The 26,270-nt window shown below is 64.1% G+C and carries 28 protein-coding genes and 1 riboswitch; of the genes, 19 read left to right on the top strand and 9 right to left on the bottom strand.

Annotated elements, in window-relative coordinates:
• The first annotated feature begins 28 nt into the window (after positions 1–28).
• The 6 genes from DQW91_RS09030 (at position 29) to DQW91_RS09055 (ending at position 3,630) form a co-directional block, all read left to right on the top strand.
• The gene (locus DQW91_RS09030) at positions 29–598 is read left to right on the top strand and encodes an AtpZ/AtpI family protein (protein ID WP_245410964.1); all 570 of its coding nucleotides are present in this window, start codon (positions 29–31) and stop codon (positions 596–598) included.
• Positions 599–633: 35 nt separating this feature from the next.
• Positions 634–1,362, top strand: coding sequence for a F0F1 ATP synthase subunit A (locus DQW91_RS09035; protein ID WP_112663257.1), 729 nt, complete (start codon positions 634–636; stop codon positions 1,360–1,362).
• 53 nt (positions 1,363–1,415) lie between these two features.
• Positions 1,416–1,640: a F0F1 ATP synthase subunit C gene (locus tag DQW91_RS09040; RefSeq protein WP_027315246.1), complete on the top strand. Its 225-nt coding sequence runs from the start codon at positions 1,416–1,418 to the stop codon at positions 1,638–1,640.
• A 125-nt stretch (positions 1,641–1,765) separates the two neighbouring features.
• Entirely contained in the window at positions 1,766–2,311 is a 546-nt protein-coding gene (locus DQW91_RS09045) for a F0F1 ATP synthase subunit B family protein (RefSeq protein WP_112663258.1), read from the top strand.
• A gap of 15 nt (positions 2,312–2,326) precedes the next feature.
• On the top strand, positions 2,327–2,809 hold the full coding sequence (locus DQW91_RS09050; RefSeq protein WP_198411829.1) for a F0F1 ATP synthase subunit B family protein: 483 nt from the start codon (positions 2,327–2,329) through the stop codon (positions 2,807–2,809).
• 164 nt (positions 2,810–2,973) lie between these two features.
• Positions 2,974–3,630, top strand: coding sequence for an HAD family hydrolase (locus DQW91_RS09055; RefSeq protein WP_112663260.1), 657 nt, complete (start codon positions 2,974–2,976; stop codon positions 3,628–3,630).
• A 166-nt stretch (positions 3,631–3,796) separates the two neighbouring features.
• Here the strand turns inward: DQW91_RS09055 and gcvPB are convergent, their stop codons facing one another.
• The 5 genes from gcvPB to gcvT are packed head-to-tail and all read right to left on the bottom strand — an operon-like array spanning position 3,797 to position 8,752.
• On the bottom strand, positions 3,797–5,371 hold the full coding sequence (gene gcvPB / locus DQW91_RS09060) for an aminomethyl-transferring glycine dehydrogenase subunit GcvPB (RefSeq protein ID WP_112663261.1): 1,575 nt from the start codon (positions 5,369–5,371) through the stop codon (positions 3,797–3,799).
• Entirely contained in the window at positions 5,371–6,711 is a 1,341-nt protein-coding gene (gene gcvPA / locus DQW91_RS09065) for an aminomethyl-transferring glycine dehydrogenase subunit GcvPA (RefSeq protein ID WP_112663262.1), read from the bottom strand. The genes gcvPB and gcvPA overlap by 1 nt, the downstream gene beginning before the upstream one ends.
• 18 nt (positions 6,712–6,729) lie before the next feature.
• Positions 6,730–7,200, bottom strand: a complete 471-nt coding sequence (locus DQW91_RS09070) for an OsmC family protein (protein ID WP_112663263.1) — start codon at positions 7,198–7,200, stop codon at positions 6,730–6,732.
• Positions 7,201–7,213: 13 nt separating this feature from the next.
• Positions 7,214–7,588 carry a glycine cleavage system protein GcvH gene (gcvH, locus tag DQW91_RS09075; protein ID WP_112663264.1) on the bottom strand — a complete coding sequence of 125 codons (375 nt, stop codon included), beginning with the start codon at positions 7,586–7,588 and terminating at the stop codon, positions 7,214–7,216.
• Positions 7,589–7,609: 21 nt separating this feature from the next.
• The gene (gene gcvT / locus DQW91_RS09080; protein WP_112663265.1) at positions 7,610–8,752 is read right to left on the bottom strand and encodes a glycine cleavage system aminomethyltransferase GcvT; all 1,143 of its coding nucleotides are present in this window, start codon (positions 8,750–8,752) and stop codon (positions 7,610–7,612) included.
• A 154-nt stretch (positions 8,753–8,906) separates the two neighbouring features.
• A riboswitch (glycine riboswitch) is annotated at positions 8,907–9,000 on the bottom strand.
• Positions 9,001–9,171: 171 nt separating this feature from the next.
• On the opposite strand from gcvT, the gene DQW91_RS09085 reads away from it, so the two are divergent.
• Positions 9,172–10,482, top strand: a complete 1,311-nt coding sequence (locus DQW91_RS09085) for a hemolysin family protein (RefSeq protein WP_112663266.1) — start codon at positions 9,172–9,174, stop codon at positions 10,480–10,482.
• Between the two features lie 59 nt (positions 10,483–10,541).
• Here the strand turns inward: DQW91_RS09085 and DQW91_RS09090 are convergent, their stop codons facing one another.
• Positions 10,542–11,132, bottom strand: a complete 591-nt coding sequence (locus DQW91_RS09090) for a hypothetical protein (RefSeq protein WP_157961385.1) — start codon at positions 11,130–11,132, stop codon at positions 10,542–10,544.
• 37 nt (positions 11,133–11,169) lie between these two features.
• On the bottom strand, positions 11,170–11,688 hold the full coding sequence (locus DQW91_RS09095) for an invasion associated locus B family protein (RefSeq protein ID WP_112663268.1): 519 nt from the start codon (positions 11,686–11,688) through the stop codon (positions 11,170–11,172).
• 301 nt (positions 11,689–11,989) lie between these two features.
• Between DQW91_RS09095 and coxB the strand changes: the two genes are divergently transcribed.
• From coxB to DQW91_RS09130, 8 genes are all read left to right on the top strand, one after another.
• The gene (coxB, locus tag DQW91_RS09100) at positions 11,990–12,841 is read left to right on the top strand and encodes a cytochrome c oxidase subunit II (RefSeq protein ID WP_112663269.1); all 852 of its coding nucleotides are present in this window, start codon (positions 11,990–11,992) and stop codon (positions 12,839–12,841) included.
• A gap of 31 nt (positions 12,842–12,872) precedes the next feature.
• Positions 12,873–14,492: a cytochrome c oxidase subunit I gene (ctaD, locus tag DQW91_RS09105; protein ID WP_112663270.1), complete on the top strand. Its 1,620-nt coding sequence runs from the start codon at positions 12,873–12,875 to the stop codon at positions 14,490–14,492.
• A gap of 127 nt (positions 14,493–14,619) precedes the next feature.
• On the top strand, positions 14,620–15,576 hold the full coding sequence (locus DQW91_RS09110; protein WP_112663271.1) for a heme o synthase: 957 nt from the start codon (positions 14,620–14,622) through the stop codon (positions 15,574–15,576).
• A 3-nt stretch (positions 15,577–15,579) separates the two neighbouring features.
• Positions 15,580–15,735 (top strand): hypothetical protein, encoded by a 156-nt coding sequence (locus tag DQW91_RS16855; RefSeq protein WP_198411819.1) that lies wholly within the window; start codon positions 15,580–15,582, stop codon positions 15,733–15,735.
• Between the two features lie 7 nt (positions 15,736–15,742).
• Entirely contained in the window at positions 15,743–16,336 is a 594-nt protein-coding gene (locus DQW91_RS09115) for a cytochrome c oxidase assembly protein (protein WP_112663347.1), read from the top strand.
• Positions 16,337–16,399: 63 nt separating this feature from the next.
• Complete coding sequence (locus DQW91_RS09120; RefSeq protein WP_112663272.1) at positions 16,400–17,251, top strand: cytochrome c oxidase subunit 3; 852 nt, start codon at positions 16,400–16,402, stop codon at positions 17,249–17,251.
• 178 nt (positions 17,252–17,429) lie between these two features.
• Positions 17,430–17,804 carry a DUF983 domain-containing protein gene (locus DQW91_RS09125; protein WP_245410965.1) on the top strand — a complete coding sequence of 125 codons (375 nt, stop codon included), beginning with the start codon at positions 17,430–17,432 and terminating at the stop codon, positions 17,802–17,804.
• Positions 17,801–18,559 (top strand): SURF1 family protein, encoded by a 759-nt coding sequence (locus DQW91_RS09130; RefSeq protein ID WP_112663273.1) that lies wholly within the window; start codon positions 17,801–17,803, stop codon positions 18,557–18,559. Before DQW91_RS09125 ends, DQW91_RS09130 begins: the two co-directional genes overlap by 4 nt.
• Here DQW91_RS09130 and DQW91_RS09135 read toward each other — a convergent pair.
• Complete coding sequence (locus DQW91_RS09135; protein WP_157961386.1) at positions 18,547–18,897, bottom strand: hypothetical protein; 351 nt, start codon at positions 18,895–18,897, stop codon at positions 18,547–18,549. The two genes, DQW91_RS09130 and DQW91_RS09135, sit on opposite strands and share 13 nt — an antisense overlap.
• A 229-nt stretch (positions 18,898–19,126) precedes the next feature.
• Between DQW91_RS09135 and DQW91_RS09140 the strand changes: the two genes are divergently transcribed.
• The 4 genes from DQW91_RS09140 (at position 19,127) to DQW91_RS09155 (ending at position 25,604) form a co-directional block, all read left to right on the top strand.
• Positions 19,127–19,648: a GNAT family N-acetyltransferase gene (locus DQW91_RS09140; RefSeq protein WP_112663275.1), complete on the top strand. Its 522-nt coding sequence runs from the start codon at positions 19,127–19,129 to the stop codon at positions 19,646–19,648.
• Positions 19,649–19,787: 139 nt separating this feature from the next.
• Entirely contained in the window at positions 19,788–21,203 is a 1,416-nt protein-coding gene (gene thrC / locus DQW91_RS09145; protein ID WP_112663349.1) for a threonine synthase, read from the top strand.
• Positions 21,200–22,483 (top strand): M16 family metallopeptidase, encoded by a 1,284-nt coding sequence (locus DQW91_RS09150; RefSeq protein WP_112663276.1) that lies wholly within the window; start codon positions 21,200–21,202, stop codon positions 22,481–22,483. Before thrC ends, DQW91_RS09150 begins: the two co-directional genes overlap by 4 nt.
• Positions 22,484–22,724: 241 nt before the next feature.
• Positions 22,725–25,604, top strand: a complete 2,880-nt coding sequence (locus tag DQW91_RS09155) for an EAL domain-containing protein (RefSeq protein WP_245410966.1) — start codon at positions 22,725–22,727, stop codon at positions 25,602–25,604.
• 8 nt (positions 25,605–25,612) lie between these two features.
• On the opposite strand, the gene DQW91_RS09160 is transcribed toward DQW91_RS09155, so the two are convergent.
• Complete coding sequence (locus DQW91_RS09160) at positions 25,613–26,227, bottom strand: YqgE/AlgH family protein (protein WP_425373385.1); 615 nt, start codon at positions 26,225–26,227, stop codon at positions 25,613–25,615.
• Positions 26,228–26,270 lie beyond the last annotated feature (43 nt).

Raw genomic sequence — 26,270 nt, forward strand, 5'->3', positions numbered from 1 at the left:
TGCCGCGCCACAGTTCAGCCTTAAAAAGGTGGGCGCTGAGGCGGTCAAGCCACGCTCAATTCACGTTTATTTATTAAATTTCAAAGACTTAACACTTGTCGAGCAGTCCTTGACAGGGGGGACCCTCCCCCATATGTTGCGCGCGGCTTTCGGAGCCGGGCTTGAAGACCTTTTCCCGCGCCGCTTTGAGGAGGAAAACGCCATGGCGGATCCCACCAAGCGGAACGATGAAAACGGTCGCGAGTCGACCAGCTCCGGCGATGCCGATCTTTCAGCGAGACTGAAATCGCTCGATGCGCGGATCGAAAAAGCGTCCGCGCAGCACGGTGAAATTCAGGAATCGCGGACCCGTTCGTCCTCGGACGCGAGCGCTATGGGGCAGGCCTTCAGGCTTTCCGCTGAGTTCGTTTCCGGCGTCATCGCGGGCGGGATTATCGGCTACATCGTCGACCGGCTGTTTGCGACGTCCCCTTGGGGGTTGGTTGTCTGCATCATTCTCGGCTTCTGCGCGGGAATGCTCAATTTGCTCAGAGCGGCGGGCTTGGCGAAGCCGGCCCGATACGAGCAAAGGCAGAAAGCCCCGAAGGACGACAACTGAAGACGACGACAGAGAAACACCGAGAGTGACGGATCATGGCTAGCCCGATCGAGCAATTCCAGGTCAAGCCCATCATTCCCGCCATCGGCTTCACGAATTCCTCCCTTTTCATGCTCGGCACTGCCGCCGTCATCGTCGTCGGCCTGCTCTTCGCCGCGCGTAAGCGGGCCCTGGTTCCGGGCCGCGCCCAGTCCGTCGCCGAAATGCTGCACGACTTCGTGGCCTCCACGCTGACGGACGCCACGGGACGCGAGGGAATGAAGTTCTTCCCGTTCGTGTTCTCCCTCTTCATGTTCGTGCTCACGGCGAACCTGCTCGGCATGATCCCGGGCTTCTTCACCATCACCAGCCAGATCGTCGTGACCTTCGCTCTCGCCATCCTCGTGATCGGCACGGTGATCGTCTACGGTTTCGTGGCGCACGGTTTCCATTTCCTCGGGCTCTTCGCGCCGTCGGGCGTGCCGGGCTGGCTTCTGCCCTTCATCACGGTGATCGAGATCATCTCGTTCCTGTCGCGCCCGATTTCGCTTTCCTTGCGTCTTTTCGCGAACATGCTCGCGGGTCACATCGCGCTGAAGGTCTTCGGCGGCTTCGTGGTCTCGCTCGGCACCGCCGGCATCGGCATCGCGCTTCTCTCCCCTCTTCCGCTTGTCATGGCGGTTGGTCTTACGGCGCTCGAGTTCCTCGTCGCCGGTCTGCAGGCCTATGTCTTCACGGTCTTGACCTGCATCTACCTCAACGACGCCGTGCATCCGGGACACTAAGGCCCGGCGTCGTCCCTTTCCCTCTCCCGATCATCACCCCCTAGGAGATCACGATGGATCCTATCGCTTTCAAATACCTCGGCGCGGGCCTTGCCTGCTTCGGAATGGGCCTCGCCGCTCTCGGCGTCGGCAACATCTTCGGCAACTTCCTCTCGGGCGCCCTGCGCAACCCTTCGGCTGCTGACGGCCAGTTCGCTCGCGCGTTCATCGGCGCGGCGCTCGCGGAAGGCCTCGGCATCTTCTGCCTCGTCGTCGCTCTTCTTCTGCTGTTCACCTGATCCTTTCGACTCGGTGATCGGGAGAGCAAGGCGCTCTCCGCGCCTTGCGTCTAATCGGTGACGGCGGTCTTTGCCGCCGTCACTTCCGCATTTCAGGATTATCCGTCACTCCAGGACCATTCCCGATGGCACAGGCTCAGACCCACCAGGCTGGTACGGAAGCTCACGGCGGCGCGCACGACGTCGGCTTTCCGCCCTTCGCGACGGAGACCTTCCCGGGCCAGCTCCTCTGGCTCACCATCACGTTCGTGATTCTCTACACCCTGCTTTCGAAGGTCGTGCTTCCGCGGCTGACGGGCATCATCGAGAACCGCCGTTCGCTCATCGCGAACGATCTCGACGAGGCCGCCGCGTTGAAGACCCAGGCCGAGGAAGCGGGCGCCGCTTATGAAAAGGCTCTCGCCGAGGCTCGTGGCCGCGCCCAGGCGCTTGCCCAGGAAACTCGCGCCAAGCTTTCCGCCGAGACCGACGCGAAGCGCAAGACGCTGGAAGCAGACCTCGCCAAGCGTCTGGCCGATGCCGAGACGGCTATCGCCGCCACCAAGGCGAAGGCCATGTCGAACGTGCGCGGCATCGCCGCTGACACGGCGTCCTCCATCGTCGAGAAGCTGACGGGCAAGGCCCCAGCGCCTGCCGCCATCGAGGCTGCCCTCGACAACGCGAAGGCTTAAAGGAGACATCCCATGCTGGCTAATCCTACCTTCTGGGTCGCCGTCGCCTTCTTCATCTTCTGGGGCATCCTGTTCTACTACGGTGTGCCGGGCAAACTTCTCGGCGGTCTCGACAGCCGCGGCAAGCGCATTGCCGACGAGCTGGCCGAGGCCAAGCGCCTGCGTGAAGACGCGCAGAAGCTGCTCAAGGAATTCGAAGCCAAGCGCGTCGCCGCCGAGCGAGAAGCCGCCGAGATCGTTTCCACCGCGAAGGAAGAGGCCGAGCGCCTCGCCCGCGAGACGGAAGAGAAGCTCGCCGATTTCGTGAAGCGCCGCACCGCATCCGCTGAGGCGAAGATCTCCCAAGCCGAGGCCCAGGCTTCGGCCGAGGTCCGCGCTGCCGCCGTGGACGCCGCCGTGAAGGCATCCGAGACGGTCCTGCGCAGCGAACTGACCGGCGCTTCCGCCGCCTCCCTGGTGTCGGAAAGCCTCAAGGACGTCCGCGCCAAGCTTCAGTAAGCTGAGCAAAAACCAATCGAACAACGGCCGCCTTCGGGCGGCCGTTTTCGTTTTTACCCTTGCGCATACGCTCAACCTCATCCCGGCACGACAGCCGTGGCTTGCGGAGTCAGGCCAGCACGAGAGCGCTTCAAACGCCCTGAGCAATGAGCTAGTGATGGGGCATGCTACTCATCTTCGACTGCGACGGGGTTCTCGTCGATTCGGAACTCCTTGCGTGCGAAGTCGATGCCGATTTTCTCACCGCGCTCGGCTTTCCCTATACGCTCAACGACATCCTGCGTGATTTCGTCGGCAAGAGCATGAAGGACATGATCGCGCGCATCGAAGAGGAGCACGGGCGCGCCCTGCCCGCCGATTTCGGCGCGCAGATCAATGAGGCCCTGTTCCAGCGCTTCGAAACGGATCTGCAAGCGATACCAAGCATCCGTGAGGCGATTCTCGCCCTGCCCCATCCGCGCTGTGTCGCATCCTCTTCAACGCCTGAACGGATCGCTCTCTCGCTCAAGGTCACAGGCCTCGAGGATCTTTTCGGCGATGTTTTCAGCGCAACGCAAGTGCAACGCGGCAAACCCGCGCCGGATCTCTTTCTGTTGGCCGCCGAGCGGATGAATGCGCATCCGCGCGATTGCATCGTGGTCGAAGATTCGCCTGCGGGTGTGACGGGAGCCGTTGCCGCAGGAATGCGCGTCATCGGCTTCATCGGCGGTGGCCATTGCGGAGAGGGACACGCGGAGCGTCTTCTCGGCGCGGGCGCCCATGACGTCATCGGGCACATGCGCGATTTGACGGATGCGGTGGGCAGACCCTCGCGGACGTAAGAAATCACGGGCGCTCGGCGGAACCCAAAATGACGCCGCGTGATGTGCTCGTTTCGTCTTGCGGTCCCGGATCGCCTTCGGCGTCCGGGATCACGAAGCGGATGGATGGTGCTCCAAAATGAAAATGGCCGGGTCATGCCCGGCCATTTCGCATTTTACTTGCCTCTTACTCAGCCGCGTCGGCAATCGGCGCGGGCGGCGTCCACTTGAGAACCGGCGCGCGGGCGGCGCGGGTTTCATCGAGACGTCGGCGCGGCGAATGATAGGGCGCGCCGGTGAAGCGGCTCTTGTCGTTGCTGCTGGAAGTCGCGGCCAACGCGAGATCGCGCAGGGTGGCGATGAAGAGGTCGAGCGACGACTTCGATTCCGATTCCGTCGGCTCGATCAGCATCGCGCCATGCACCACCAGCGGGAAGTACATGGTCATCGGGTGATAGCCCTCGTCGATCATCGCCTTCGCGAAATCGAGCGTGGTGACGCCCGTATCCTTCAGCCACGCATCATCGAACAGCACTTCGTGCATGCACGGCTTGTCGCCGAAGGGCAGCGAAAGGAGATCCGACAAACCGGCGCGGATGTAATTGGCGTTCAGCACCGCATCTTCGGATGCCTGCTTCATGCCGTCCGCGCCGTGCGAGAGCATGTAGGCGAGAGCGCGCACATACATGCCCATCTGGCCGTGGAACGCTGTCATGCGGCCAAAGGGCTTCTCCGCCGCGTCGCTCTCGTGCTCCACGAGCTCGAGACCGCTCTTGCTCTCACGCACGAACGGTACGGGCGCGAACGGCGAGAGACGCTCGGACAGTACCACCGGACCCGCACCCGGGCCGCCACCGCCGTGCGGCGTCGAGAAGGTCTTGTGCAGGTTGATGTGCATGGCGTCGATGCCGAGATCGCCCGGCTTCGCCTTGCCGACGATGGCGTTGAAGTTCGCGCCGTCGCAGTAGAAATACGCGCCCGCATCGTGCAGCGCCTTGGCGATCTCGACCACTTGCGGCTCGAAGAGGCCGCAGGTGTTCGGGTTCGTCAGCATGATGGCGGCAACGTCGGGGCCGAGGAGCTTCTTCACGTCGTCCACATGCACCCAGCCGTCATCGCGCGCGGGAACCGGCTTCACGACGAAGCCGATGAGCGCGGCGGTCGCCGGGTTGGTGCCGTGCGCGGATTCGGGCACGAGCACGACGTTGCGGGTCTTGCCCTCGCCCTTGGCTTCGATAGCGGCCTTGATTGCCATCATGCCGCAAAGCTCGCCATGCGCGCCCGCCTTCGGCGACAGCGAAACCGCCTTCGTGCCGGTAAGCGTCATCAGGTAGTGCGCGAGTTCCTTCATGAGTTCCAGCGCGCCCTGCGCGGTCGAAACCGGCTGCAGCGGATGCGCGTCGGAGAAGCCCGGCAGGCGGGCCATGCGCTCGTTGAGACGCGCATTGTGCTTCATGGTGCAGGAACCGAGCGGGAAGAGACCCGTGTCGATGCCGTAGTTCATCTGGCTCAGGCGCACGTAATGGCGCATGGCCTCCGGCTCGGAGAGACCGGGAAGGTTGATAGCGTCCTTGCGCTCCTGCCCGCCGAGGCGCGGCGTGAAGGAAGCGGGCTCGTCGAGATCGACGCCGGTCACGTCCGTGCGGCCGATTTCGAAGATCAAGGGCTCGACCTGCGCCAGCGCCTTGTTGCCGGTGAAGGTCGGATGCTCGTTGGAGCCGGCGTCACCGGCGGCGGTGGGGCGTCCCTGACGGTTCAACATCACAGAACCTCCTTCAAGGCGGCAACAAAGGCCGCGCGGTCTTCATCGGTGTTCACTTCGGTCGAGGCGACGAGAAGCAGGTTGTCGAGCCCGCTCTTCGGCAGGAGACGCGACACCGGCACGCCCGCGAGAATGCCCTTCTCGGCAAGACGCTCGACGACTTCCGCCGCGGGCTTTGCAAGCTTCACGGTGAACTCGTTGAAGAACGTCTTGTTGAGCACTTCGACGCCCTTCACGCCGGAGAGCGCATCCGCCAGCTTGACCGCATTCGCATGATTGATGCGGGCGAGCCGCTTGAGGCCGGTCTCGCCGAGCAGCGTCATGTGAATGGTGAAGGCAAGGCAGCACAGACCCGAATTCGTGCAGATGTTCGAGGTCGCCTTGTCGCGGCGGATATGCTGCTCGCGGGTAGAGAGCGTGAGCACGAAACCGCGATTGCCGTCGGCATCCACCGTCTCGCCGCAGAGGCGGCCCGGCATCTGGCGGATGTACTTCGACTTCGCCGCGAAGAGGCCGACATAGGGTCCGCCGAAGTTCAGCGCGTTGCCGATGGACTGGCCTTCGCCGACGACGATGTCCGCATCCTGGCTGCCGGGGGATTGCAGCAGGCCGAGCGACACGACTTCCGTGAACACCGCAATCAGCAGCGCGCCGTGCTTGTGCGCCTTCTCGGCAATGGGCTTGAGATCGCGCACGTTGCCGAACACGTCCGGCGACTGCACGACGACGCACGATACGCTGTCGTCGATCTGCGAGAGAATGTCCTCGGTGCCGGAAACGTCAGCCTTCAGCGCGGCGACTTCGTCGCTCGCCATCTTCGACAGCGTCTGCACCACATCGATATAATGCGGATGCAGGCCACCGGAGAGGACCGCCTTGCGGCGCTTGGTGACGCGGTGCGCCATGAGCACCGCTTCGCCCGTGCCGGTCGAGCCGTCATACATGGAGGCGTTCGCCACTTCCATGCCGGTGAGCGCGGCAACTTGAGTCTGGAACTCGAAGAGATATTGCAGCGTTCCTTGCGCGATTTCCGGCTGGTAGGGCGTGTAGCTCGTCAGGAACTCGGAACGCTGGATCAGGTGATCGACGGTCGCGGGAACATGGTGCTTGTAAGCGCCCGCGCCGACGAAGAACGGCACGCTCGAGGCGGAGATGTTCTTCGACGACATGCGCGACAGGATGCGCTCGACTTCCAGTTCGCCCTTGCGGCGCGGCAGATCGACAGGCGCCTTGAGGAGCTTGTCCTTCGGGATGTCGGCGAACAGATCGTCCACCGACTTGACCCCGACCCGCGCGAGCATCTCGCCGCGATCGGTTTCGGAGAGGGGAAGATAGCGCATCAGCAATAACCTTCTGCGTTAGTGTTCAATGCCCGCGACCACGACTTCCGTGAGAACGGAATTCGCGATGAAGCATTCCTGGTGAGAGAGGTGGTGAAGTTCGGCGATCTGCTCGGGTGTCGGGCGCTTCTCGCCGGAGAATTCGATGATCGGATCGAGGGTGACTTTGGAGACGAAGAGCTTGCCCTTCGCGTTCGGCGTCATCACGCCAACAGCGCGATCCTCATAGTGGTCGATCACGTAGCGTTTCTTTGCGGCGATGCCGAGGAAGGTCAGCATATGGCAGCTCGAAACGGCGGCGATGAACGCCTCTTCCGGATCGATGGCGTCTTCACGCGAGAGCGGCAGCGGCACCACTGAGGGTGATGCCGATGCCGGAACTTCGATGCCGCAATCGAAACGCCAATGATGGCCACGGCTGTAATCGCCGCCCGCGAAGACTCTTCCCTCGCGTGTCCAGACCACCGTTGCTTCGTATTTGTGCGACATGCTTTCGTGTGCCTTACGAGATCGACTTCACGAACTCGTTGTACTGCTCTTCGGTCAACAGGCCGTCGAGCTCGCTCGGGTTCGTGATGCGCAGCTTGAGGAACCAGCCGCGGCCCGCCGGGTCCTCGTTGACCGTGCCGGGAGCGTCCTCGAGCAGGCTGTTGACCTCGAGCACTTCGCCGGAGACCGGCGCATAGACTTCGCTCGCGGCCTTCACGCTCTCGACGACGGCAGCTTCGGCGCCCTTGGCGAGGGTCTTGCCGAGGGCAGGCAGTTCGACGAACACGACGTCGCCGAGCTGGCTCTGGGCGTAGTCGGAAATGCCGACGATGCCGGCATCGCCTTCGACGCGGACGTATTCGTGATCCTTGGTGTAGCGCGTGGTCATTTTAATATCCCCCTTGGATGATCAACGCTTGTAGCGATGCGGTGCAAACGGCATGGCAGCGACCTTGGCCGCAATCGGCTTGCCGCGAACCACGAGATGAAGGTCCGTTCCGACTGCCGAAACGTCCTTTGAAACATAGCCCATCGCCACGGGGCCGTTGACCGTGGGGCCGAAGCCGCCGGAGGTCACGATGCCGACTTCGCGGCCATCGGGCGTGGTGATGATGGTGCCCTCGCGCGCCGGGGCGCGCCCTTCGGGCTTGAGGCCAACGCGAACGCGCCTCGCGCCGTCCTTGATCTCGCTCTGGATGCGCGCCGCACCGGGGAAGCCCCCTTCCTCGCGGCGGCGCTTCTGGATCGACCAGATCAGCCCGCCCTCGATGGGCGAAGTCGTAGTGTCGATGTCGTGGCCATAGAGGCAAAGGCCCGCCTCGAGGCGCAGCGAGTCGCGCGCACCGAGGCCAATGGGCTTCACTTCCGGATCGGCGAGCAGCGCCTTCCAGAGCGCGACCGCGTCCTTGGCCGCGACCGAAATCTCGTAGCCATCCTCGCCGGTGTAGCCGGAGCGGGAGAGGTGCACGTCGAGGCCCGCGAGCTTCGTCGCCTTGGCGGCCATGAAGGCCATGTCGGCGGTGTCGGGCGCAAGGCGCGCCACGATTTCGGCAGCCTTGGGACCTTGGATCGCGAGCAGCGCACGGTCGTCCGCGCGAACGAGCTTCACGTCGGCGGGCAGGCGCGCCTGCATGTGGGCATAATCGGCCTCCTTCATGGAGGCGTTGACGACGAGCAGCAGCGTACCGTCCTTCGCCGGATCGACCGGGCGGGTGACCATGAGATCGTCGAGAATGCCGCCCTCGTCGCTGAGGAGCTGCGAATAGCGCTGCTGACCGGGCTTGAGATTGACGATGTCGGCAGGAATAAGGGCTTCCAGAGCCTTCGCCGTGGTCTCGTGGTTGGGGCCGACGAGGAGCGCCTGCCCCATGTGCGAGACGTCGAACAGGCCCGCATGTTCGCGGGTCCAGTTGTGCTCGGTAAGAATGCCGGCAGGGTATTGCACCGGCATGTCGTAGCCGGCGAAGGGCACCATGCGGGCGCCGAGCGCCACATGTTCGGCATGAAGCGGAGTGACGAGAAGAGGCTCGTCGGAGTGGGCATGGTCGGCCATCGGGTCCCTCAAAAGCGCGTGTTTCATCGGGCCTTGTGGCCCGTTTCACGCCCCCTCTGTCCCGAGACCTGAGAGATTTCCCTTAACGCCTTGAGGCGAAGGTTACGCCCGTCGGTGGGCGACGCCTTGCGACGTCGCCGCTTTCCAGAGTGCCAGCTCCCACGCGGTCCTTTGGCCTGAGCGTTTCCGGGGCGGTTGCGCCTTCGGCGCCGGGTCCCTTTCGGGCCGGTCTCTTCCGCGGGGATCATCGGCTGCTGAAACCTGTGGCGATTAATCGCCTTCCTGTCAATCAAACAGGCGGTCGCGACCCCCCTCTTCACGCCTTAATTGACGGCAGCGCCGCAAAGCCCCATTTATACGGGTATCTTTTCACAGAAGGGGAGACATGCGGCCTGACCGGTCGATAGCTCCTAATTTCGTTGCTCGAACTGGCCATCGCTCTTGTTCTCGTCGCCCTCAACGGCGTCTTCGCCCTTTCCGAACTCGCCCTCGTCTCCTCCCGGCGTCCGCGCCTGAAGGCCATGGCCGAGCAAGGCCGCTCCGGAGCCGCCACCGCCCTCGCGGTGCTTGAGGATTCCGGGCGTTTTCTCTCCACCGTTCAAATCGGCATCACTCTCGTCGGCATTCTCGCGGGCGCGTTTTCCGGCGCGGCCCTCGGCGAGAAGCTGACGCTGATTCTCATCGATGCCGGCGTGCCACGCGGCGGCGCGGAGCCCCTGGGCTACGGCATCGTGATCGGCCTGATCACCTATCTCTCCATCGTCGTCGGCGAGCTGGTGCCCAAGCAATTCGCGCTGAGGGACCCGGAGCCCGTAGCCTGCCTCGTCGCGCCGATCATGATGTTCCTGTCGAAGATCGCGGCCCCCGCGGTCTGGCTGCTCAACGCCTCGACCCGGCTGATCTTCCGCCTGTTCGGCGCCACCTCGGACAGCGATTCGACGGTAACGGAAGAAGAACTCAAGATGCTCGTCGGCGAGGCCGAGAGTGCAGGCGTGATCGAGGAGGAGGAGCGGCGCATGATTTCCGGCGTCCTGCGCCTCGGCGACCGGCAGGTGCGCGGCCTCATGACCCCACGCACCGACGTGGACTGGATCGACCTCGATGAGGACGACCCGGAAAAGATCCGCCAGATCCTGATTGAGACCTCGCATTCGCGCCTTCCGGTGAGCGAGGGCAGTTCCGACAACATGATCGGCGTGGTGCAATCCCGAGAGCTTCTGGCCGCACTCCTCGCCGGAGAGGCGCTCGACGTGCGCAAGCACCTGCGCACCGCCCCCGTGATCCCGGACACGCTCTATGCGCTCGACGCGCTCACGCTGTTGCGCGACTCGGAGGTGCCGATGGCCCTCGTCCATGACGAGTACGGCCATTTCGAAGGCGTCGTGACCCCGGCCGACGCGCTGGAGGCCATCGCCGGCGCCTTCCGCTCCGATGTGGAGACGGAGGAGCCGGATGCCGTGCGCCGCGATGACGGCTCCTGGCTGTTCGCCGGCTCCATGCCCGTGGACGAGATGGCGGAAACGCTGGGCGTGACCCTGCCCGAAGGGCGCGGCTACCACACGGTGGGCGGGCTCGTGATCTCGTTCCTGCAGCACCTGCCCGCCACGGGCGAATATGTGGATGCCTTCGACTGGCGCTTCGAGGTTGTCGACCTCGACGGCCGTCGGATCGACAAGGTGCTGGCTGTGTCCTTGCTGAAGAGGGCCGGCGAAGGACTGCCTGCGGCATGAAAAAAGGCGCGCCGCCGGGTGCGCCTTCTCATTCAGTCATCGATTGATAGGCTTTGCGCTTAACCGCGCCGGGCGGGCCTTGCAGAACCGGCGCTGCCCAAGCCGATATCAATGGTGAAGTCGTGCGCGCTTGCGGCGGGAACGACAATACCGTCCTCGATGATGGTGAAGGTTCCGAGGGTGTCGCCCGCCGGGATCGTGGCCGTGCCGCGCACGACGCGATCCGCGAAGACGCTGGAGCCGCTCTTTACGATGATGCGCAGCGGCACGTCGAACCGCCCGCCCGATCCGCCGCCCGCGCCGAGAAGTGCGCGGCCCTGGGCGCCGATCTTGACCACGGTAGAGCCGTCGGGACGGCCGGCGCATTCACGGGCCATCTGGCTGAGCGAGATCTGGCTGCGCAGGCCGGAGGCGTCGCCCACACGGCCGCCGGTGTAGGCCTGGAGGGCGGAACCGCCCTCGATCACGCTGACCGGCGGGCAATAGACGTCCTCGATCGTCGGCGGCAACGGTTCGGGAACGGTCGTTCCCGCGAACAGCACCATGTTGCCGAGGGTCGAACCGCCCTCACCCGGCGCGCCGCAGCCGCCAAGGGCCGCCATTGCAAGCGCCACCGCGCCAACCGAGGCTTTTCTGCCAAGTCCCATCATTTCTTGCCCCCGCAAGGTCTCTTTTCTCTCTCTGCCGCTAGGGCAGAGCGTCGTATCCAGCCGCGAATCCGTTGAGGGAAACGGGGATGCCGATCCCCTCCTCCGGTGTCTGGAACACGATGAACGTGGCCGTCTGCCCGGATTTGAGCTGTGTAATGAGGTTATCTTCCATCACGACCTCCGCAACGCAACCCGTCGCGAGGCAGCGCACGAAGCCGGCGCGGCCGATATCGGCCTGATCGATCTTGAGGCCGAGGCCCGAGGGCAGCAGCACGCCGAGCTGGGATACGACCCGTAGCAGGCGCCCCTTCCCGTCCGCCGTCTTGAGGACGATGATGACGAGCGAAACGTTGGGCCGGTCTTCCGCCGCCACGTTCTGAACGAGGGCGCATTGCTCGGCGCTCGCTCCGGCGGGCGTTTCGCAACGCATTTGCCAGTCGCCGTAGGTGTTTTTAACCATACCCTGCGCGTTGGCCACATCAGCTGTGGACAACAGGGCCAGCCCGAACGACGCGGCCGCTCCGCAGCGAATCCACCGTGACAGGTTCACCGGCATCTCCGTTTTGAATCCTTCGAAACGGCAGAAATACCGACCGCTTCGCTCTGGTTATCGGACCTGTTGGGATCATGCCCGAGGCTTAAATGTCAAGCGAAGAGGCGGTATAGTGACCGAATAAGGCGCTTTTAGCCGTTATGACGCACGAAATTGCGACGCTTCCACCGTTGCGCTTGGGGCAATCCTGTGGTCATAGACACAGGTCATTCGGTGGTGGCGCTGGCCGGGCTCGATATCTTCGTGCCCGGTTTCTGTCGCGGACAAGTGGCCATCACTTCTAAGTAGGAGCTTTGGAACACCGATGCGGATCGAGACCTCAGGACTTCGATCGGCGACCACCCTGACGGCAGCGGCGGTCGCACTTGTGTTGGGCGGAAGTGAGGCATTTGCCGAAGCTGGGCGCCCTTCCCCGTGGGAACTCGGCATGCAGGGCATGGTGACGGAGGTCGGGCAGAACCTGTCCACCTTCCATACCTACCTCGTGTGGATCATCACGGCGGTGTCCGTGTTCGTCCTAGGCCTGATCCTGACGATCGTCTTCCGCTTCAGCGAGAAGCGGAACCCGGTCGCCTCCAAGACCACCCACAACACCCTGCTCGAGGTCGTCTGGACCGTCGTTCCGGTGCTGATCCTGGTGGCCATCGCCATCCCCTCCTTCCGCCTCCTGCGCCTCCAGCTCATCACGCCTCCGGCCGATGTGGTGGTGAAGGTCACGGGCTATGCCTGGTACTGGGGCTATGAGTACCCGGCCGACCAGGGCGGCGGCTTCAAGTTCGACTCCAACATGCTCGAGGCCAAGGATCTGAAGCCTGGCCAGACGAGGCTGTTGTCCGTCGACAACGCCATGTACGTGCCGGTCAACAAGGTCGTGAAGGTCCAGGTGACCGCCGCCGACGTGATCCACTCCTTCGCCATGCCGTCCTTCGGCGTGAAGATCGACGCGATCCCCGGCCGCCTGAACGAATCCTGGTTCAAGGCCGAGAAGGAAGGCGTCTATTACGGCCAGTGCTCCGAGCTCTGCGGTAACGGGCACCCCTACATGCCGATCGAGATCCATGTGGTCAGCGAGCAGCAATATGCCGCCTGGCTCCAGGACGCGAAGAAGAAGTACGCTTCCGTCGATGGCCCGATCCAGCTCGCCAACGCCCAGTAATTTCGAGAACAGGACCTGAGAGGTCTCCATCATGGCAAATGCAGTTGACGCCGCTCACGCGGATCACCACGACCATCCGACCTTCTGGCGGCGTTGGTTCTATTCCACGAACCACAAGGACATCGGCACGCTCTACATGCTGTTCGGCTTCATCGCCGGCTGCGTCGGCGGCGCGCTTTCGATCGGCATGCGCCTCGAGCTTCAGGAGCCCGGGCTGCAGTATTTCTCGAATCCGCAGGCTTTCAACGTTTTCGTGACCGGCCACGGCCTCATCATGGTGTTCTTCATGGTGATGCCGACCCTCATCGGCGGCTTCGGCAACTGGTTCGTTCCGCTCATGATCGGCGCGCCGGACATGGCGTTCCCGCGCATGAACAACATCTCGTTCTGGCTCACCGTTTCAGCCTTCTCGCTGCTGGTCTGCTCGCTCTTCGTGGAAGGCGCACCCGGCTCGCTCGGCTTCGGCGGCGGCTGGACGGTCTATCCGCCGCTCTCGACGACAGGCCATCCGGGCCCGGCGCTCGATTTCGGCATCCTGGCCCTGCATCTTGCCGGTGCGGCCTCGATCCTCGGCGCGATCAACTTCATCACCACGATCCTCAACATGCGCGCTCCGGGCATGACGCTGCACAAGATGCCGCTGTTTGCCTGGGCGATGCTCGTCACCGCGTTCCTGCTGCTGCTCTCGCTGCCGGTTCTCGCGGGCGCGATCACCATGCTGCTGACGGATCGTAACTTCGGCACCACCTTCTTCGACCCGTCGGGCGGTGGCGATCCGGTCCTCTACCAGCACCTGTTCTGGTTCTTCGGCCACCCCGAAGTGTACATCATGATCCTGCCGGCCTTCGGCATCGTCAGCCACATCATCTCGACCTTCTCGAAAAAGCCGATCTTCGGTTATCTCGGCATGGCTTACGCGATGGTGGCCATCGGCGTCGTCGGCTTCGTCGTGTGGGCGCACCACATGTACACGGTCGGCCTCTCGCTCCAGACGCAGGCCTACTTCGTGTTCGCCACGATGGTGATCGCGGTGCCGACGGGCGTGAAGATCTTCTCGTGGATCGCGACCATGTGGGGCGGCTCGATCCGCTTCACCGCCGCCATGCACTGGGCCGTCGGCTTCGTGTTCCTGTTCACGGTGGGCGGCGTCACCGGCGTCGTTCTCGCGAATGCGGGCGTCGACCGCTACATGCACGACACCTACTACGTGGTGGCTCACTTCCACTACGTGCTGTCGCTCGGCGCGGTGTTCGTGATCTTCGCGGGCATTTACTACTGGTTCCCGAAGATCACCGGCTACATGATGCCGGAATGGATCGGCAAGCTGCACTTCTGGATCGCCTTCATCGGCTCCAACCTGCTGTTCTTCCCGATGCACTTCCTCGGTCTCCAGGGCATGCCGCGCCGCTATGCGGACTATCCGGATGCGTTCGCGGGCTGGAACAAGGTGTCCTCCATCGGCTCCTACATCTTCGCCGTCGGCGTCCTCGTCTTCTTCCTCGGCGTGATCTACGCGCTCGTCCGCAAGCAGAAGGCTGAAGGCAACCCGTGGGGCGAAGGCGCGACGACGCTGGAATGGACCCTTCCCTCCCCGCCGCCGTTCCACCAGTTCGAGACCCTGCCGCGCATCGCGGACACGGATCACCACTAATCGAGAAGGGCGGTCCTTAACCGGACCGCCCACTCTTCCCCCGAAAGCTCACACGTTGGAGCTTTCCGGGGAGGGGTTGAGACCGAGGGGCCTTAAGCGAAAGCTCCCGCCCCGCAAGATCAAGGCCATGACCAGCGCATCGAACAGCCTGACCGACAATCGCAGCGAAACCCTCGTCACCGCGGGGCTCTCGCAGGGCGACGTGTCCGATTACTTCGCGCTCCTGAAGCCGCGCGTGATGTTCCTTGTCGTGTTCACGGCGCTCGTCGGCATGGTCGTCGTCCACCCCAATGTGAATCCCGTCATCGCCTTCGCCTCACTCCTGATGATCGCCATCGGCGGCGGCGCGTCCGGCTGCCTCAACATGTGGTGGGACGCGGATATCGACGCCGTGATGGTGCGCACCGCCAAGCGCCCGATCCCGGCAGGCAAGATCACCCCCGGCGAGGCGCTGGCCTTCGGCCTGACGCTCTCCACCGGCTCGGTCCTCATGCTCGGCCTCGTGAGCAACTGGCTCGCGGCGGGGCTTCTGGCCTTCACGATCTTCTTCTACGCCGTCGTCTATTCCATGTGGCTCAAGCGCTCGACGCCGCAGAACATCGTCATCGGCGGCGCGGCGGGCGCCCTTCCCCCCATCGTGGCCCAGGCGGCGGTGAGCGGGCATGTGGGTATCGAGAGCATCATTCTCTTCGCCATCATCTTCATCTGGACGCCGCCTCATTTCTGGGCGCTGGCTCTCGTGAAGTCGGGCGATTACGCCCGCGCGGGCATTCCGATGATGCCGAACGTGGCGGGCCCCGATTCAACGCGCCGTCAGATCCTGCTTTACACGCTGGTTCTCGCGCCCCTCGGGCTCGCGCCCGTCGCCTTCGGCTTCGGCGGCCTTGCCTATGCGGTCATCGGCACCCTCGGCGGCCTCGGCATGCTGGCCCTTGCCGTTCAGGTCTATCGCCTGCGTGAGGGCGAGGCGGCCATGCGGGTGGCGCAGCAGCTCTTCGGCTTTTCGATTCTCTATCTCTTCCTGCTCTTTGCGACCCTTCTCGCGGAGCATGGTTTCGGCTTCTTCCGTCCGGTTCTGGGGTGAACGATGCAAGCACCGGTGCCCCAACTGACCCCCGAGGAAATGAAGCGCCGCCGCCGGCGTTCCCTCGCCCTTGCCCTGACGCTCGGAGCGTTCGTCCTGCTGATCTTCGTGGTCACGCTCGCAAAGCTCGGCCCCCAGGTCCTGAAGCGACCCCTGTGAGGTGAAGATGAGCGAAACGCCCCGCCTTCAACGCAATGTCCGCCGCACCGTCATCGGCTGCGCGGCCCTTGTCGCGGGCATGGTCGGCCTCGCTTACGCCTCCGTTCCGCTCTACGACCTGTTCTGCAAGGTCACCGGCTTCGACGGCACCCCGACGGTTGCCTCCAGCAACGCCTCCAAGGCGCTGGACCGGACCATCGCCGTGCGATTCGACGCCAATGTCGCGCCGGGGCTGAACTGGCGATTCTCGCCGGAGACGCCCGAGGTGAAGGTCAAGCTCGGCGAGACCACGACCGTTCTCTACAAGGTCACGAACACCGGCGATAAACCGACGACCGGCATTGCCACTTACAACGTCCAGCCGGATCTCGCGGGGACCTACTTCACCAAGCTCGAATGCTTCTGCTTTACCGAGCAGACCATCAAGCCCGGTGAAACCCTTGAATCGGCTGTCGTTTTTTATGTCGACCCCCGTCTCGTCACGGACAGCGACATCCATAACCTGAGTTCCATCACGCTCTCCTACACCTACTTCCCCTCCAAGGGGGGTAAGCCGGTGGCGGAAGCCGCGAAATCAACCCCGAAACCCATCGTCCAATAACGAACGTGACAAGCTGAACAGAAACGGCTTAAAGCAGAGCACCTTCGAGGCACGGAGATAAGAATGGCCGAGGCTCACGCCAAACATCACGATTACCACCTTGTCGACCCGAGCCCGTGGCCGCTCATCGGCTCGCTCAGCGCCTTCCTCATGGCCTCCGGCTTCGTGACCTGGTGGAAGAGCATCGAGATCGCCGGCACGCATCCGGGCGCCTACATGTTCGGCGCGGGCATCATCGGCGTTCTCTACACCATGCTGAGCTGGTGGTCGGACGTGATCCGCGAGGCCAACAGCGGCAAGTTCCACACCCGCGTGGTTCAGCTCCATCACCGCTACGGCATGATCATGTTCATCGCCTCCGAGGTGATGTTCTTCGTCGCCTGGTTCTGGGCTTACTTCGACGTGGCGCTCTATGCAGGCGACCCGATGCAGTATCTGCGCGTCGAAGCGCTCGGCGGCGTGTGGCCCCCGAAGGGCATCGAGACCTTCGATCCCTGGCACCTGCCGCTGCTCAACACCCTGATCCTCTTGACCTCCGGCACCACGGTCACCTGGGCGCACTACGCGCTGCTCCAGAACGACCGTTCGGGCCTCAAGGCCGGCCTCTGGCTCACCGTCATCCTCGGCCTGATCTTCACGACGCTGCAGGCCTACGAGTACACGCACGCCCATTTCGGCTTCAAGGGCAACATCTACGGCGCCACCTTCTTCATGGCGACCGGCTTCCACGGCGCGCACGTCATCATCGGCACGATCTTCCTGGCCGTCTGCTTGCTGCGCACCTATCGCGGCGACTTCACGCCCAAGCAGCACCTCGGCTTCGAGTTCGCCGCCTGGTACTGGCACTTCGTCGACGTGGTATGGCTGTTCCTTTTCGCGGCCATCTACGTGTGGGGCCACGGGGCCGGCCACTGACGCCGCTCATCGCGAGATTGCAACAAGGGCGGCTTTAAGCCGCCCTTCGTTTTTCCAACCTTCCATTCCATCTGTCACGCACCTCGCGTAAACACCTCGCGCAACCCCTTGGAGGTTGCCGCACGATCAGGACGAACAGCTTGTCCCGATCCTGCTCCAGTGTTCCCGGAGAACCATCTTGACCCAGAACCATTCCCAGGTCCCCTCCCCGATCATCGCCGGGCTAAAAGGGCTTTGTCCCCGTTGCGGCAAGGGACATCTGTTCAAGGGCTTCCTGACCATTCAGCCGAAATGTGAAGCCTGCGGTCTCGACTTCGCCTTCGCCGATTCAGGGGATGGCCCCGCCTTTTTCGTCATGTCGATCGTCGGCATCGTGGTGGTGGCGCTGGCGCTGTGGGTCGAGTTCGCGTTCGAGCCCCCGCTATGGCTGCATCTCGTGCTCTGGTTCTCGCTCACCGCCATCATGAGCCTCGCCCTCGTGCGTCCGTTGAAGGGCGTTCTCGTGGCGCTGCAGTACCACAACAAGGCCGAAGAAGGGCGTTTGCAGAAGTGACGTCCGCCGCAGCCCTTCCACGCTGGCGCTCCCTCATCGCGCCGGGGATCGCGACGCTTGTGGCGCTCGCGATCCTCGTCACTCTAGGGACGTGGCAGCTTCAGCGGAAAAGCTGGAAGGAAGGGCTCATCGCGCAGATCGAAGCGCGCTCCCACGGTGACGCGGGAGCCATTCTCCCCGAGGCGCGGTGGGATTCGTGGCAGGCTAGAGAGGACGAGTTCCGGCAGGTTCGCCTAACCGGCACGTTCCTCAACCAATTCGAAACGCCGGTCTACGGCCTTGCTCCCGCGCAGCGCGGCTCGCCCCTGCAAGGGTTCTACCTGATGACGCCGCTGCGCCTTGGCGATGGCGCCATCGTCATGGTCAACCGCGGCTTCGTGCCGACGGAACTGCGCGATCCGAAAACCCGTCCCGAGAGCCCGCTGCAAGGCGAGGTCACCGTCACCGGCCTCGTACGCGCGCCGGAGGCCCGCAACTTCTTCACGCCCGCCGACGATCCGGCGAAGAACGCCTGGTATGCCCGCGACCCGCAGGCCATCGCCAAGGCGCACGGGCTCACCCGCGTCGCGCCGTTCCTGATCGATGCCGATGCCACGCCCAATCCCGGCGGCTGGCCCAAAGGCGGGCAAACGCGGCTCAACCTGCCGAACGACCACCTGAAATACGCCTTCACCTGGTTCGGCATCGCGCTGACCCTGATCGGGGTCTTCGGTGTGTTCGCATGGCGGCGAGTGAACGGTCCTCAGGGAAGCTGAAACAGGAAGAAGAAGCCGAAGCCGAGGATAATCAGCCCGGCGCTGACGACCTTGGCCACGAAGAGCGGTTTCACGAGGCTTTTCATCTCGGCCCGATGTTCTGCCCGCTCCGCCCGGGTCATCCGCTGCCGGGCCTCAGCCTGTTGCGCGTAGAGCGACGTCACCATCGGATGACCAACCGCCCCTTCCTTCTCGATTTCGATCCGTTGCGCCACGAAACCGATCAGAAGGCCGAGGACACCAAGACCGAGATAACCGACGAGGGCGAAGACGATGCAGACGACCCCGAACAGCACGCCGGTGAGCAGCGGCAAGAGCAGCCAGTCGATCCTGGTCATCCGCATAGACCCCTCTTGATCCGGAAGCTTGGCTTTGCCTCGCAACCATTCTATCATGCTTCCCATGTCGAAGCTTCTTACGACCGCGACCCATCTCATGACGCGCCTTGCAGGGCGTGGCGGAGACGTGTTGGCTTAAGAGAAGCACCGACATTTTCCCCAAAGCCCTGCCGGAGACGAGCAGGGCTATTTCGGTTCCGTTCGCCTCCGCACAATCCGGAGAACCACGATGGAACCACCTTCACAGAAAATACTCGCTTCCGATGACGTGATCTTGCGCGCGGCACGCCCTGCCGATTGCGATGACATCGCGGCGCTTTCCAACCTGCCCGGCTTTCGCTTCGGTACTCTGCGCCTGCCGCATCGGTCGCCGGAGGCGATCCGTAAGTGGCTCGAGGGTTTCACATCGGATGACTTCGCCCTCGTTGCCGTCAAGGCAGGCCGCGTCGTCGCGTCCGGCGGCCTGAGACTGCTTCAGGGCCGACGCGGCCACGTAGCCACCCTCGGCATGGGCGTGCACGACGATTATGTTGGTCAGGGCATCGGCTCGAAGCTGCTCAAGGAGCTGCTCACCGTCGCCGACAACTGGCTCGGGGTGAGGCGGGTCGAACTGACGGTCTACACCGACAACGCCCCCGCCATCGCCCTCTACAAGCATAACGGGTTCGAGGTCGAAGGCACGCACCGGAGCTTTGCCTTCCGCGACGGCCGCTATGTCGATGCCCATGCGATGGCGCGGCTCGCCGCATGATGGCGACATTCCGCGACCGGTTGCGGCTTGCCGTGGCCGGTCGCTCCTATTTTCGCCTGTTCTGACGCAGAACCGGGTATCCACTTCTGCTGAAAATGCTCTAAAGCCTTTCGCAACGATGGATCTCAGGAGACCGACCTTGCTCCACATCTCGACCCGCGGGGAAGCCCCTGCCCTTGGCTTTGCCGATGCCCTGCTCACCGGGCTTGCCCACGATGGCGGCCTCTACGTGCCGCAAAGCTGGCCGAGGCTGACGCACGAGACGATCCAGGGCTTCTCCGGCAAACCCTATGCCGAGGTCGCGAAGGCGGTCCTGAGCCCGCTGGTCGATGGGGAGGTTCCGCAGGGCGCCCTGAACGCCATGATCGAGGGAGCCTATGCCTCCTTCCGCCATGCCGCCGTGTGCCCTCTGACGCAGATTGGCGACAATCTCTTCGTGCTCGAACTTTTCCACGGCCCGACCCTCGCCTTTAAGGACGTGGCGATGCAGCTTCTTGGGCGGCTGATGGACCATGTGCTGAAAGCGCGCGGCGCGCGCGCGACCATCGTCGGCGCGACCTCGGGCGATACGGGCAGCGCGGCGGTCGAGGCCTTCAAGGGGCTCGATCAGGTCGACATCTTCATTCTCTATCCGCATGGCCGCGTGTCCGACGTGCAGCGCCGGCAGATGACGACGGTGAACTCGCCCAACGTTCATGCGCTCGCGGTGGAAGGCAATTTCGACGATTGCCAGAACATGGTGAAGGGCATGTTCGGCAATGCCCGCTTCCGGAATGAGCTGCAGCTCTCTGGCGTCAATTCCATCAACTGGGCGCGCGTGGCGGCGCAGGCGGTGTATTACTTCACCGCCGCCGTGAGCCTCGGCTCGCCGCACCGCAAGGTGTCCTTCTCCGTGCCGACAGGCAACTTCGGCGACATTCTCGCAGGCTGGGCCGCAAAGCACATGGGCCTGCCCATCGAGCGGCTGATGATCGGCACCAACGCCAACGACATTCTGGCCCGTGCGCTGCATTCCGGCACATATGAGATCAAGGGCGTGCAGCCCACCGCATCCCCATCGATGGACATTCAGATCTCCTCGAATTTCGAGCGCCTGCTGTTCGAGGCTTATGGCCGCGATCCGGTGACGATCCGCCATCTCATGGCCAATCTCGCCCAGTCCCGCTCCTTCACCATCGCGCCCGAGGCGCTTGCGCGCATCCAAGGCGAATTCTCGGCTATCGCCGTCAACGAGCCGACGGTCGCGGACGAGATGACGAAGACCTATCGCGAGACGGGCTATGTGCTCGATCCGCACACCGCCGTCGGCACCCGAGCGGCGCGGGCTTTGTTGAGCGAGCGTTCCGACGTGCCCGTGGTGGCGCTTTCCACCGCTCACCCGGCCAAGTTCCCGGAGGCCGTGGAGCGGGCGACGGGCGTGCGGCCTGCGCTGCCGCCGCACCTTGCGGACCTGATGGAACGGGACGAGCGCTTCTCCATTCTCCCCAACGACCAGGGCGCGGTGGAGCGTTTCATTCGGGACCGCGCGCGCGTCGTGCGGGGCGCTGCCGTATGAACGAACATTTCGTACGCGAAAAACAGATCGACATCACGCGGCTCGATAACGGCTTCACCGTCGCCACCGAGCGGATGCCGGAGATCGCCACTGCGACGCTCGGCATCTGGGTCGCCACCGGCTCGCGTCACGAGCAGGCGCACGAGCACGGCCTGTCGCACTTCATCGAGCACATGGCCTTCAAGGGCACGGCGCGCCGCTCGGCGCGGCAGATCGCCGAGGACATCGAGAATGTCGGCGGCGACATCAATGCCGCGACCAGTATCGAATACACGAGCTATACCGCGCGCGTGCTGGGCGAGAACATCGATGTCGCGCTCGACGTGATCGGCGACATCCTCAGCCAGTCCGTGTTCGATGCGGCGGAACTCGCGCGCGAAAAGGGTGTGATCCTGCAGGAGCACGCCGCCGTCGAGGATACGCCGGACGATCTCGTCTATGACGCCTTTATGGAAACGGCCTACGCGCGCCAGCCGATGGGCCGCCCGATCCTCGGCACGCCGGACACCATCAGGAGCTTCGACGAGGCGACGATCCGCGATTTCCTGGCGCGGGAATACACGCCTGGCAAGATGGTGCTGGCGGCGGCGGGCGACGTGAACCACGCCCAGATCGTGGACGCGGCGCAAAAGTTCTTCGGCTCCATGCCCGCCGTCGAGACCCGTGGACCGGAGGCAGGCTCCTACACCGGCGGCGAGCGGCGGATCGCGCGCAAGCTCGAACAAGCCAACATCGTTCTCGGCCTGCCCGGCCTCTCGGTCCGGGATCCGAGCTACTACGCCACTCACCTCTTCGCGCACATCCTCGGCGGCGGGCTCACCTCCCGCCTCTGGCACGAAGTACGCGAGACGCGGGGCCTTGCCTATTCCATCGACGCCTTCCACTGGCCCTTCTCCGATTGCGGCCTGTTCGGCATCGGAGCCGGCACGGGGGGATCGGACGTGGCTAACCTCATCGACGTCACGCTCGCCTGCACCCGCGAGGCCGCCGGCGAGATCAACGAGGTGGAGCTTGCCCGCGCCAAGGCGCAGATGAAGGTGGCGCTTTTGGCCGCGCTCGAAAGCCCCGGCGGGCGCATCGAGCGGGTGGCGCGCCAGTTGCTCTCCTGGGGGCGGATCATCCCCAGCAACGACATCATCACCAAGGTCGACGCCATCACCGTCGATCAGGTCCGCGAGGCGGGGCACCGCCTGCTGCAAGGCACGCCAACCCTCTCGGCCATCGGCCCGATCAAGGGCCTGCCGTCCCTGGAGGCGATCGAGGCGGGGTTGAGGGGTTGAAACACCCCCGGCTGGCTCGACGATATCCTTTGGTGACAAGGGAAACGCGGCCTTGAGGGGAAAACGCCTCTCCTTCCCTAATCCCGCCGCAAAGAGGGCCCATGCGGCATAGCTCGCCTCAAATCCCCCTGTGAGTCCTGCGGACAAGTTGGTTCAAATGTCACCCGCGCCTTGCCCTCAGGCCCTCAGGCCGATACCAATCCTGGCTCCATTGGTACGAAACGGACGGAAGACCGAAGCGTTGCGGATCGCCTCTTTCGCCATAACCCTCCTTCTGGCGACCTTCCTGTCCCTGTTCGCGCCCTCCGCCGGCTGGGCGGTGGAATCCGTGCGGGTGGACCAGGACGCCAAGGCTATCGACCTTACGCCGATGGTCGAGCGCTATCGCTCGGACGGCGACGAAATCCGCATTTCGACGGCTCCGGGGCGGGATGGCATCGTCCGCCGCATCGCGGTCAAGGCCCGTGAGGCCGGCACGCGGCCGGACTGGATCGTCTTCGCGCTCACCAACGATTCCGACGAGCAGCTGGACCGGCTCCTCGTCGCGCCGCATTTCCGGCTCACCAATTCGGGCGTGATCTGGCCTGACCTCGGCGCGACCCGCATCGCCGCCATCACCGCGAGCCAGGGCATTCGCCCGGAGCGGGACGAGAGCAAGGATGCGGACGTGTTCCTCATCACCCTCGATCCCGGCACCACGGTTACCTTCGTCGCCGAGCTCAACACCAACGAATTGCCCCAGCTCCAGCTCTGGGACGCCGACGCCTACAAGGAGCGGGTCAACGGCCTGACGCTCTACAAGGGCATCATCATCGGCATCGCCGGCCTTCTCGCTCTGTTCCTGACCATCGTCTTCGTCGTCAAGGGCGCGCTGATCTTCCCCGCCGCCGCCGCGCTGGCCTGGGCGGTTCTGGCCTATTCGTGCATCGATTTCGGGTTCTTCCAGCGCATTTTCCCGATCACCGAATCCGTGGAGCGGATCTATCGCGCAGGCGCGGAAGCCGTGCTCGCCGCGACCCTGCTCGTGTTCCTCTTCGCCTATCTCAACCTCAATCGCTGGCATGTGCGCTACAGCCACGTCACGGCCTTCTGGCTGACCTTCCTCGGCGCGCTGATCGGCCTTGCGATCTTCGATCCGCCGGTTGCCTCGGGTGTTGCGCGCATTTCCATCGTGGCCGTGGCGGGCATCGGCTTCGTGCTCGTCATCCACCTCGCGACCCACGGCTACGACCGCGCCATCATGCTGGTGCCGACGTGGCTTCTCCTGATCGCCTGGGTGGCAGCGGCGGGCTTTACCGTCATGGGTACCCTGACGGCGGATCTCGTGCCCCCGGCCCTCATCGGCGGGCTCGTGCTCATCGTCATGTTGATCGGCTTCACGGTGATGCAGCACGCCTTTTCCGGTGGCGCTTTCGCCCACGGCCTGGTGAACGACACCGAGCGCCGGGCGCTGGCGCTCGCGGGCGCTGGCGACGTGGTGTTCGATTGGGACGTCGTCTCCGACAAGATCTTCGTAAGCCCCGAGATGGAGCATCAGCTCGGCCTCAAGAGCGGCGCCCTCAACGGCCCCGCTTCGGCCTGGCTCGACCTCGTCCACCCCTTCGACCGGGATCGCTACCGCGCGGCGCTCGATGCCCTCATCGAGCAGCGCCGGGGACGGCTGAGCCAGGACTTCCGCCTGCGCTCGTCCTCCGGCCCGCATATCTGGTATCGCCTCAAGGCTCGCCCCATCGTGGGCTCGGACGGCGAGGTCATCCGCATCGTCGGCACGCTGACCGACGTCACGGACGCCCGCACGGCCGAAGAGCGGCTGTTGTACGATGCGGTGCACGACAACCTGACGAGCCTGCCGAACCGGCAATTGCTCTACGACCGCCTCGAGGCCGCGCTGATCTTCGCGAGCCAGGACGGATCGCTGCGCCCGACCGTGCTCGTCATCGACCTCGACAAGTTCAAGCAGATCAACGAATCCGTCGGTTATTCTGCGGGCGACTCGATCCTGCTGACGCTTTCACGCCGCCTTGGCCGCCTGTTGCGCCCGCAGGATACGCTGGCACGCGTCTCCGGCGACGAATTCGCGATCATCCTGCTCTCGGAGCGCGAGCCCGATCGCATCATCGCCTTTGCCGACATGGTCCGGCGCGCACTCACCACGCCGATCACCTATGCGGAGCGGGAGATCTTCCTCACCGCCTCCATCGGCCTCGTGCTGCACGATCCGCAGATCGCCGCGCGCCGCGAAGAGGTGATCCGCAACGCGGAAATCGCCGTGGCTCACGCCAAACGTCAGGGCGGCGACCGGATCGAGGCGTTCCGTCCGACGATGCGCTCCGACCGTAGCGACCGTTTCACGCTTGAAGCGGACCTGCGTCAAGCCATCGAGCGCGGCGAGATGAAGGTGCTGTTCAAGCCTATCGTGCGGCTGGAAGACCGTACCATCGCGGGCTTTGAATCCATGCTGCGGTGGGACCATTCCCGCCTCGGCCGCCTGGGGCCCGAGGACTTCATGCCGCTCGCCGAGGAAACCGGCATCATCGTCAACCTGAGCGTCTTCCTTCTGGAGCAGACCGGGCGCGAGCTGGCGGCGTGGCAGGATGCGCTGGAAGTCGATCCGCCGATCTTCGCCAGCATCAACATGTCGAGCCATCACCTCCTGCGGCATGACCTGTTGCAGGACGTGAAGGCAGTCATCGCCCGCACCGGCGTTCTTCCGGGCTCCCTCAAGCTCGAGATGACCGAAAGCCTCGTGATGGAGAACCCGGAATATTCGGCGCAGATGCTGACGCGGCTGCGCGACCTCGGCGCGGGTCTTTCGCTCGACGATTTCGGAACGGGCTATTCCGCCCTCTCCTATCTGGAGCGGTTCCCCTTCGACACGATCAAGGTCGATCAGTCCTTCGTGCGGCAAATGGCGCACGGCAAGCCGGTGATCCTGCGCTCCATTATCAAGATGGCGCACGAGCTCGGCATGGAGATCGTGGCGGAAGGCGCGGAGTCGGAGTCGGAGGCGATCGAACTCTACCAGCTCGGCTGCGAATACGCGCAAGGCCCCGTTTTCGGCGAGCCGATGTCGATGCACCAGGCACGGCAACTGGTCGGAGCCGCGCCGCGGGCGGCATAAGACCGCTCTCAGGCGTGCCCCGGCTCCAAGGAGAGCATGGCAGGATCGATACCGATCTGGCGCAGGGCGAGATCGTAGCGTGCCTCAAGCGGCGTATTGAAAATCAGCTCGGCATCCGCCTCGCACGTGAGCCACCCATTGGCCTGGATTTCGGATTCGAGCTGCCCCGGCTGCCAGCCCGCATAGCCCAGAGCGAGTACGGCGCGCTCAGGCCCCGCCCCCTTGGCGATGGCCCGCAGAATGTCGACCGTCGCCGTCAGGCACACGCTGTCATCGATGGGAAGCGTCGATTGCGCCATGTAGAAATCCGGCGAATGCAGCACGAAACCGCGGCTCGTCTCGACCGGGCCGCCGATGAGAACGGGGATCTGCGTAACCTTTCGGGGCAGGCGTATCCGCTCGGCTTCGGGGATGATCTCGAGCTGGACCAGAAGATCGGGAATCTTCATGTTCGGCGCGGGCCGGTTGAGCACGATGCCCATCGCCCCCTCGTCGGAATGCGCGCAGACATAGACGACCGAGCGCGAAAACGGCTCGCCGACGACGCTCGGCATGGCGACGAGAAACTGCCCCTCCAGGGTGCCCGCATCGTTTCCGATATTGCTCTTACGCACGAAGGCCATAACTTGCATCCAGCTTGAATGATCCTATTCCCGATCACGGGAA

Origin of the sequence: Microvirga flavescens, from assembly GCF_003290125.1 — a bacterium.
In the GTDB taxonomy this organism is placed as follows: Bacteria; Pseudomonadota; Alphaproteobacteria; order Rhizobiales; family Beijerinckiaceae; genus Microvirga; species Microvirga flavescens.

What these genes read in the sequence shown, in the direction of transcription:
- DQW91_RS09035 (WP_112663257.1), top strand. Translation starts at nt 634, where the DNA reads ATGGCTAGCCCGATCGAGCAATTCCAGGTCAAGCCCATCATTCCCGCC.
- DQW91_RS09040 (WP_027315246.1), top strand. Translation starts at nt 1,416, where the DNA reads ATGGATCCTATCGCTTTCAAATACCTCGGCGCGGGCCTTGCCTGCTTC.
- DQW91_RS09045 (WP_112663258.1), top strand. Translation starts at nt 1,766, where the DNA reads ATGGCACAGGCTCAGACCCACCAGGCTGGTACGGAAGCTCACGGCGGC.
- DQW91_RS09055 (WP_112663260.1), top strand. Translation starts at nt 2,974, where the DNA reads ATGCTACTCATCTTCGACTGCGACGGGGTTCTCGTCGATTCGGAACTC.
- gcvPB (WP_112663261.1), bottom strand. Translation starts at nt 5,371, where the DNA reads ATGTTGAACCGTCAGGGACGCCCCACCGCCGCCGGTGACGCCGGCTCC.
- gcvPA (WP_112663262.1), bottom strand. Translation starts at nt 6,711, where the DNA reads ATGCGCTATCTTCCCCTCTCCGAAACCGATCGCGGCGAGATGCTCGCG.
- DQW91_RS09070 (WP_112663263.1), bottom strand. Translation starts at nt 7,200, where the DNA reads ATGTCGCACAAATACGAAGCAACGGTGGTCTGGACACGCGAGGGAAGA.
- gcvH (WP_112663264.1), bottom strand. Translation starts at nt 7,588, where the DNA reads ATGACCACGCGCTACACCAAGGATCACGAATACGTCCGCGTCGAAGGC.
- gcvT (WP_112663265.1), bottom strand. Translation starts at nt 8,752, where the DNA reads ATGGCCGACCATGCCCACTCCGACGAGCCTCTTCTCGTCACTCCGCTT.
- DQW91_RS09090 (WP_157961385.1), bottom strand. Translation starts at nt 11,132, where the DNA reads ATGATGGGACTTGGCAGAAAAGCCTCGGTTGGCGCGGTGGCGCTTGCA.
- DQW91_RS09095 (WP_112663268.1), bottom strand. Translation starts at nt 11,688, where the DNA reads ATGCCGGTGAACCTGTCACGGTGGATTCGCTGCGGAGCGGCCGCGTCG.
- coxB (WP_112663269.1), top strand. Translation starts at nt 11,990, where the DNA reads ATGCGGATCGAGACCTCAGGACTTCGATCGGCGACCACCCTGACGGCA.
- ctaD (WP_112663270.1), top strand. Translation starts at nt 12,873, where the DNA reads ATGGCAAATGCAGTTGACGCCGCTCACGCGGATCACCACGACCATCCG.
- DQW91_RS09110 (WP_112663271.1), top strand. Translation starts at nt 14,620, where the DNA reads ATGACCAGCGCATCGAACAGCCTGACCGACAATCGCAGCGAAACCCTC.
- DQW91_RS16855 (WP_198411819.1), top strand. Translation starts at nt 15,580, where the DNA reads ATGCAAGCACCGGTGCCCCAACTGACCCCCGAGGAAATGAAGCGCCGC.
- DQW91_RS09115 (WP_112663347.1), top strand. Translation starts at nt 15,743, where the DNA reads ATGAGCGAAACGCCCCGCCTTCAACGCAATGTCCGCCGCACCGTCATC.
- DQW91_RS09120 (WP_112663272.1), top strand. Translation starts at nt 16,400, where the DNA reads ATGGCCGAGGCTCACGCCAAACATCACGATTACCACCTTGTCGACCCG.
- DQW91_RS09135 (WP_157961386.1), bottom strand. Translation starts at nt 18,897, where the DNA reads ATGACCAGGATCGACTGGCTGCTCTTGCCGCTGCTCACCGGCGTGCTG.
- DQW91_RS09140 (WP_112663275.1), top strand. Translation starts at nt 19,127, where the DNA reads ATGGAACCACCTTCACAGAAAATACTCGCTTCCGATGACGTGATCTTG.
- DQW91_RS09150 (WP_112663276.1), top strand. Translation starts at nt 21,200, where the DNA reads ATGAACGAACATTTCGTACGCGAAAAACAGATCGACATCACGCGGCTC.
- DQW91_RS09160 (WP_425373385.1), bottom strand. Translation starts at nt 26,227, where the DNA reads ATGGCCTTCGTGCGTAAGAGCAATATCGGAAACGATGCGGGCACCCTG.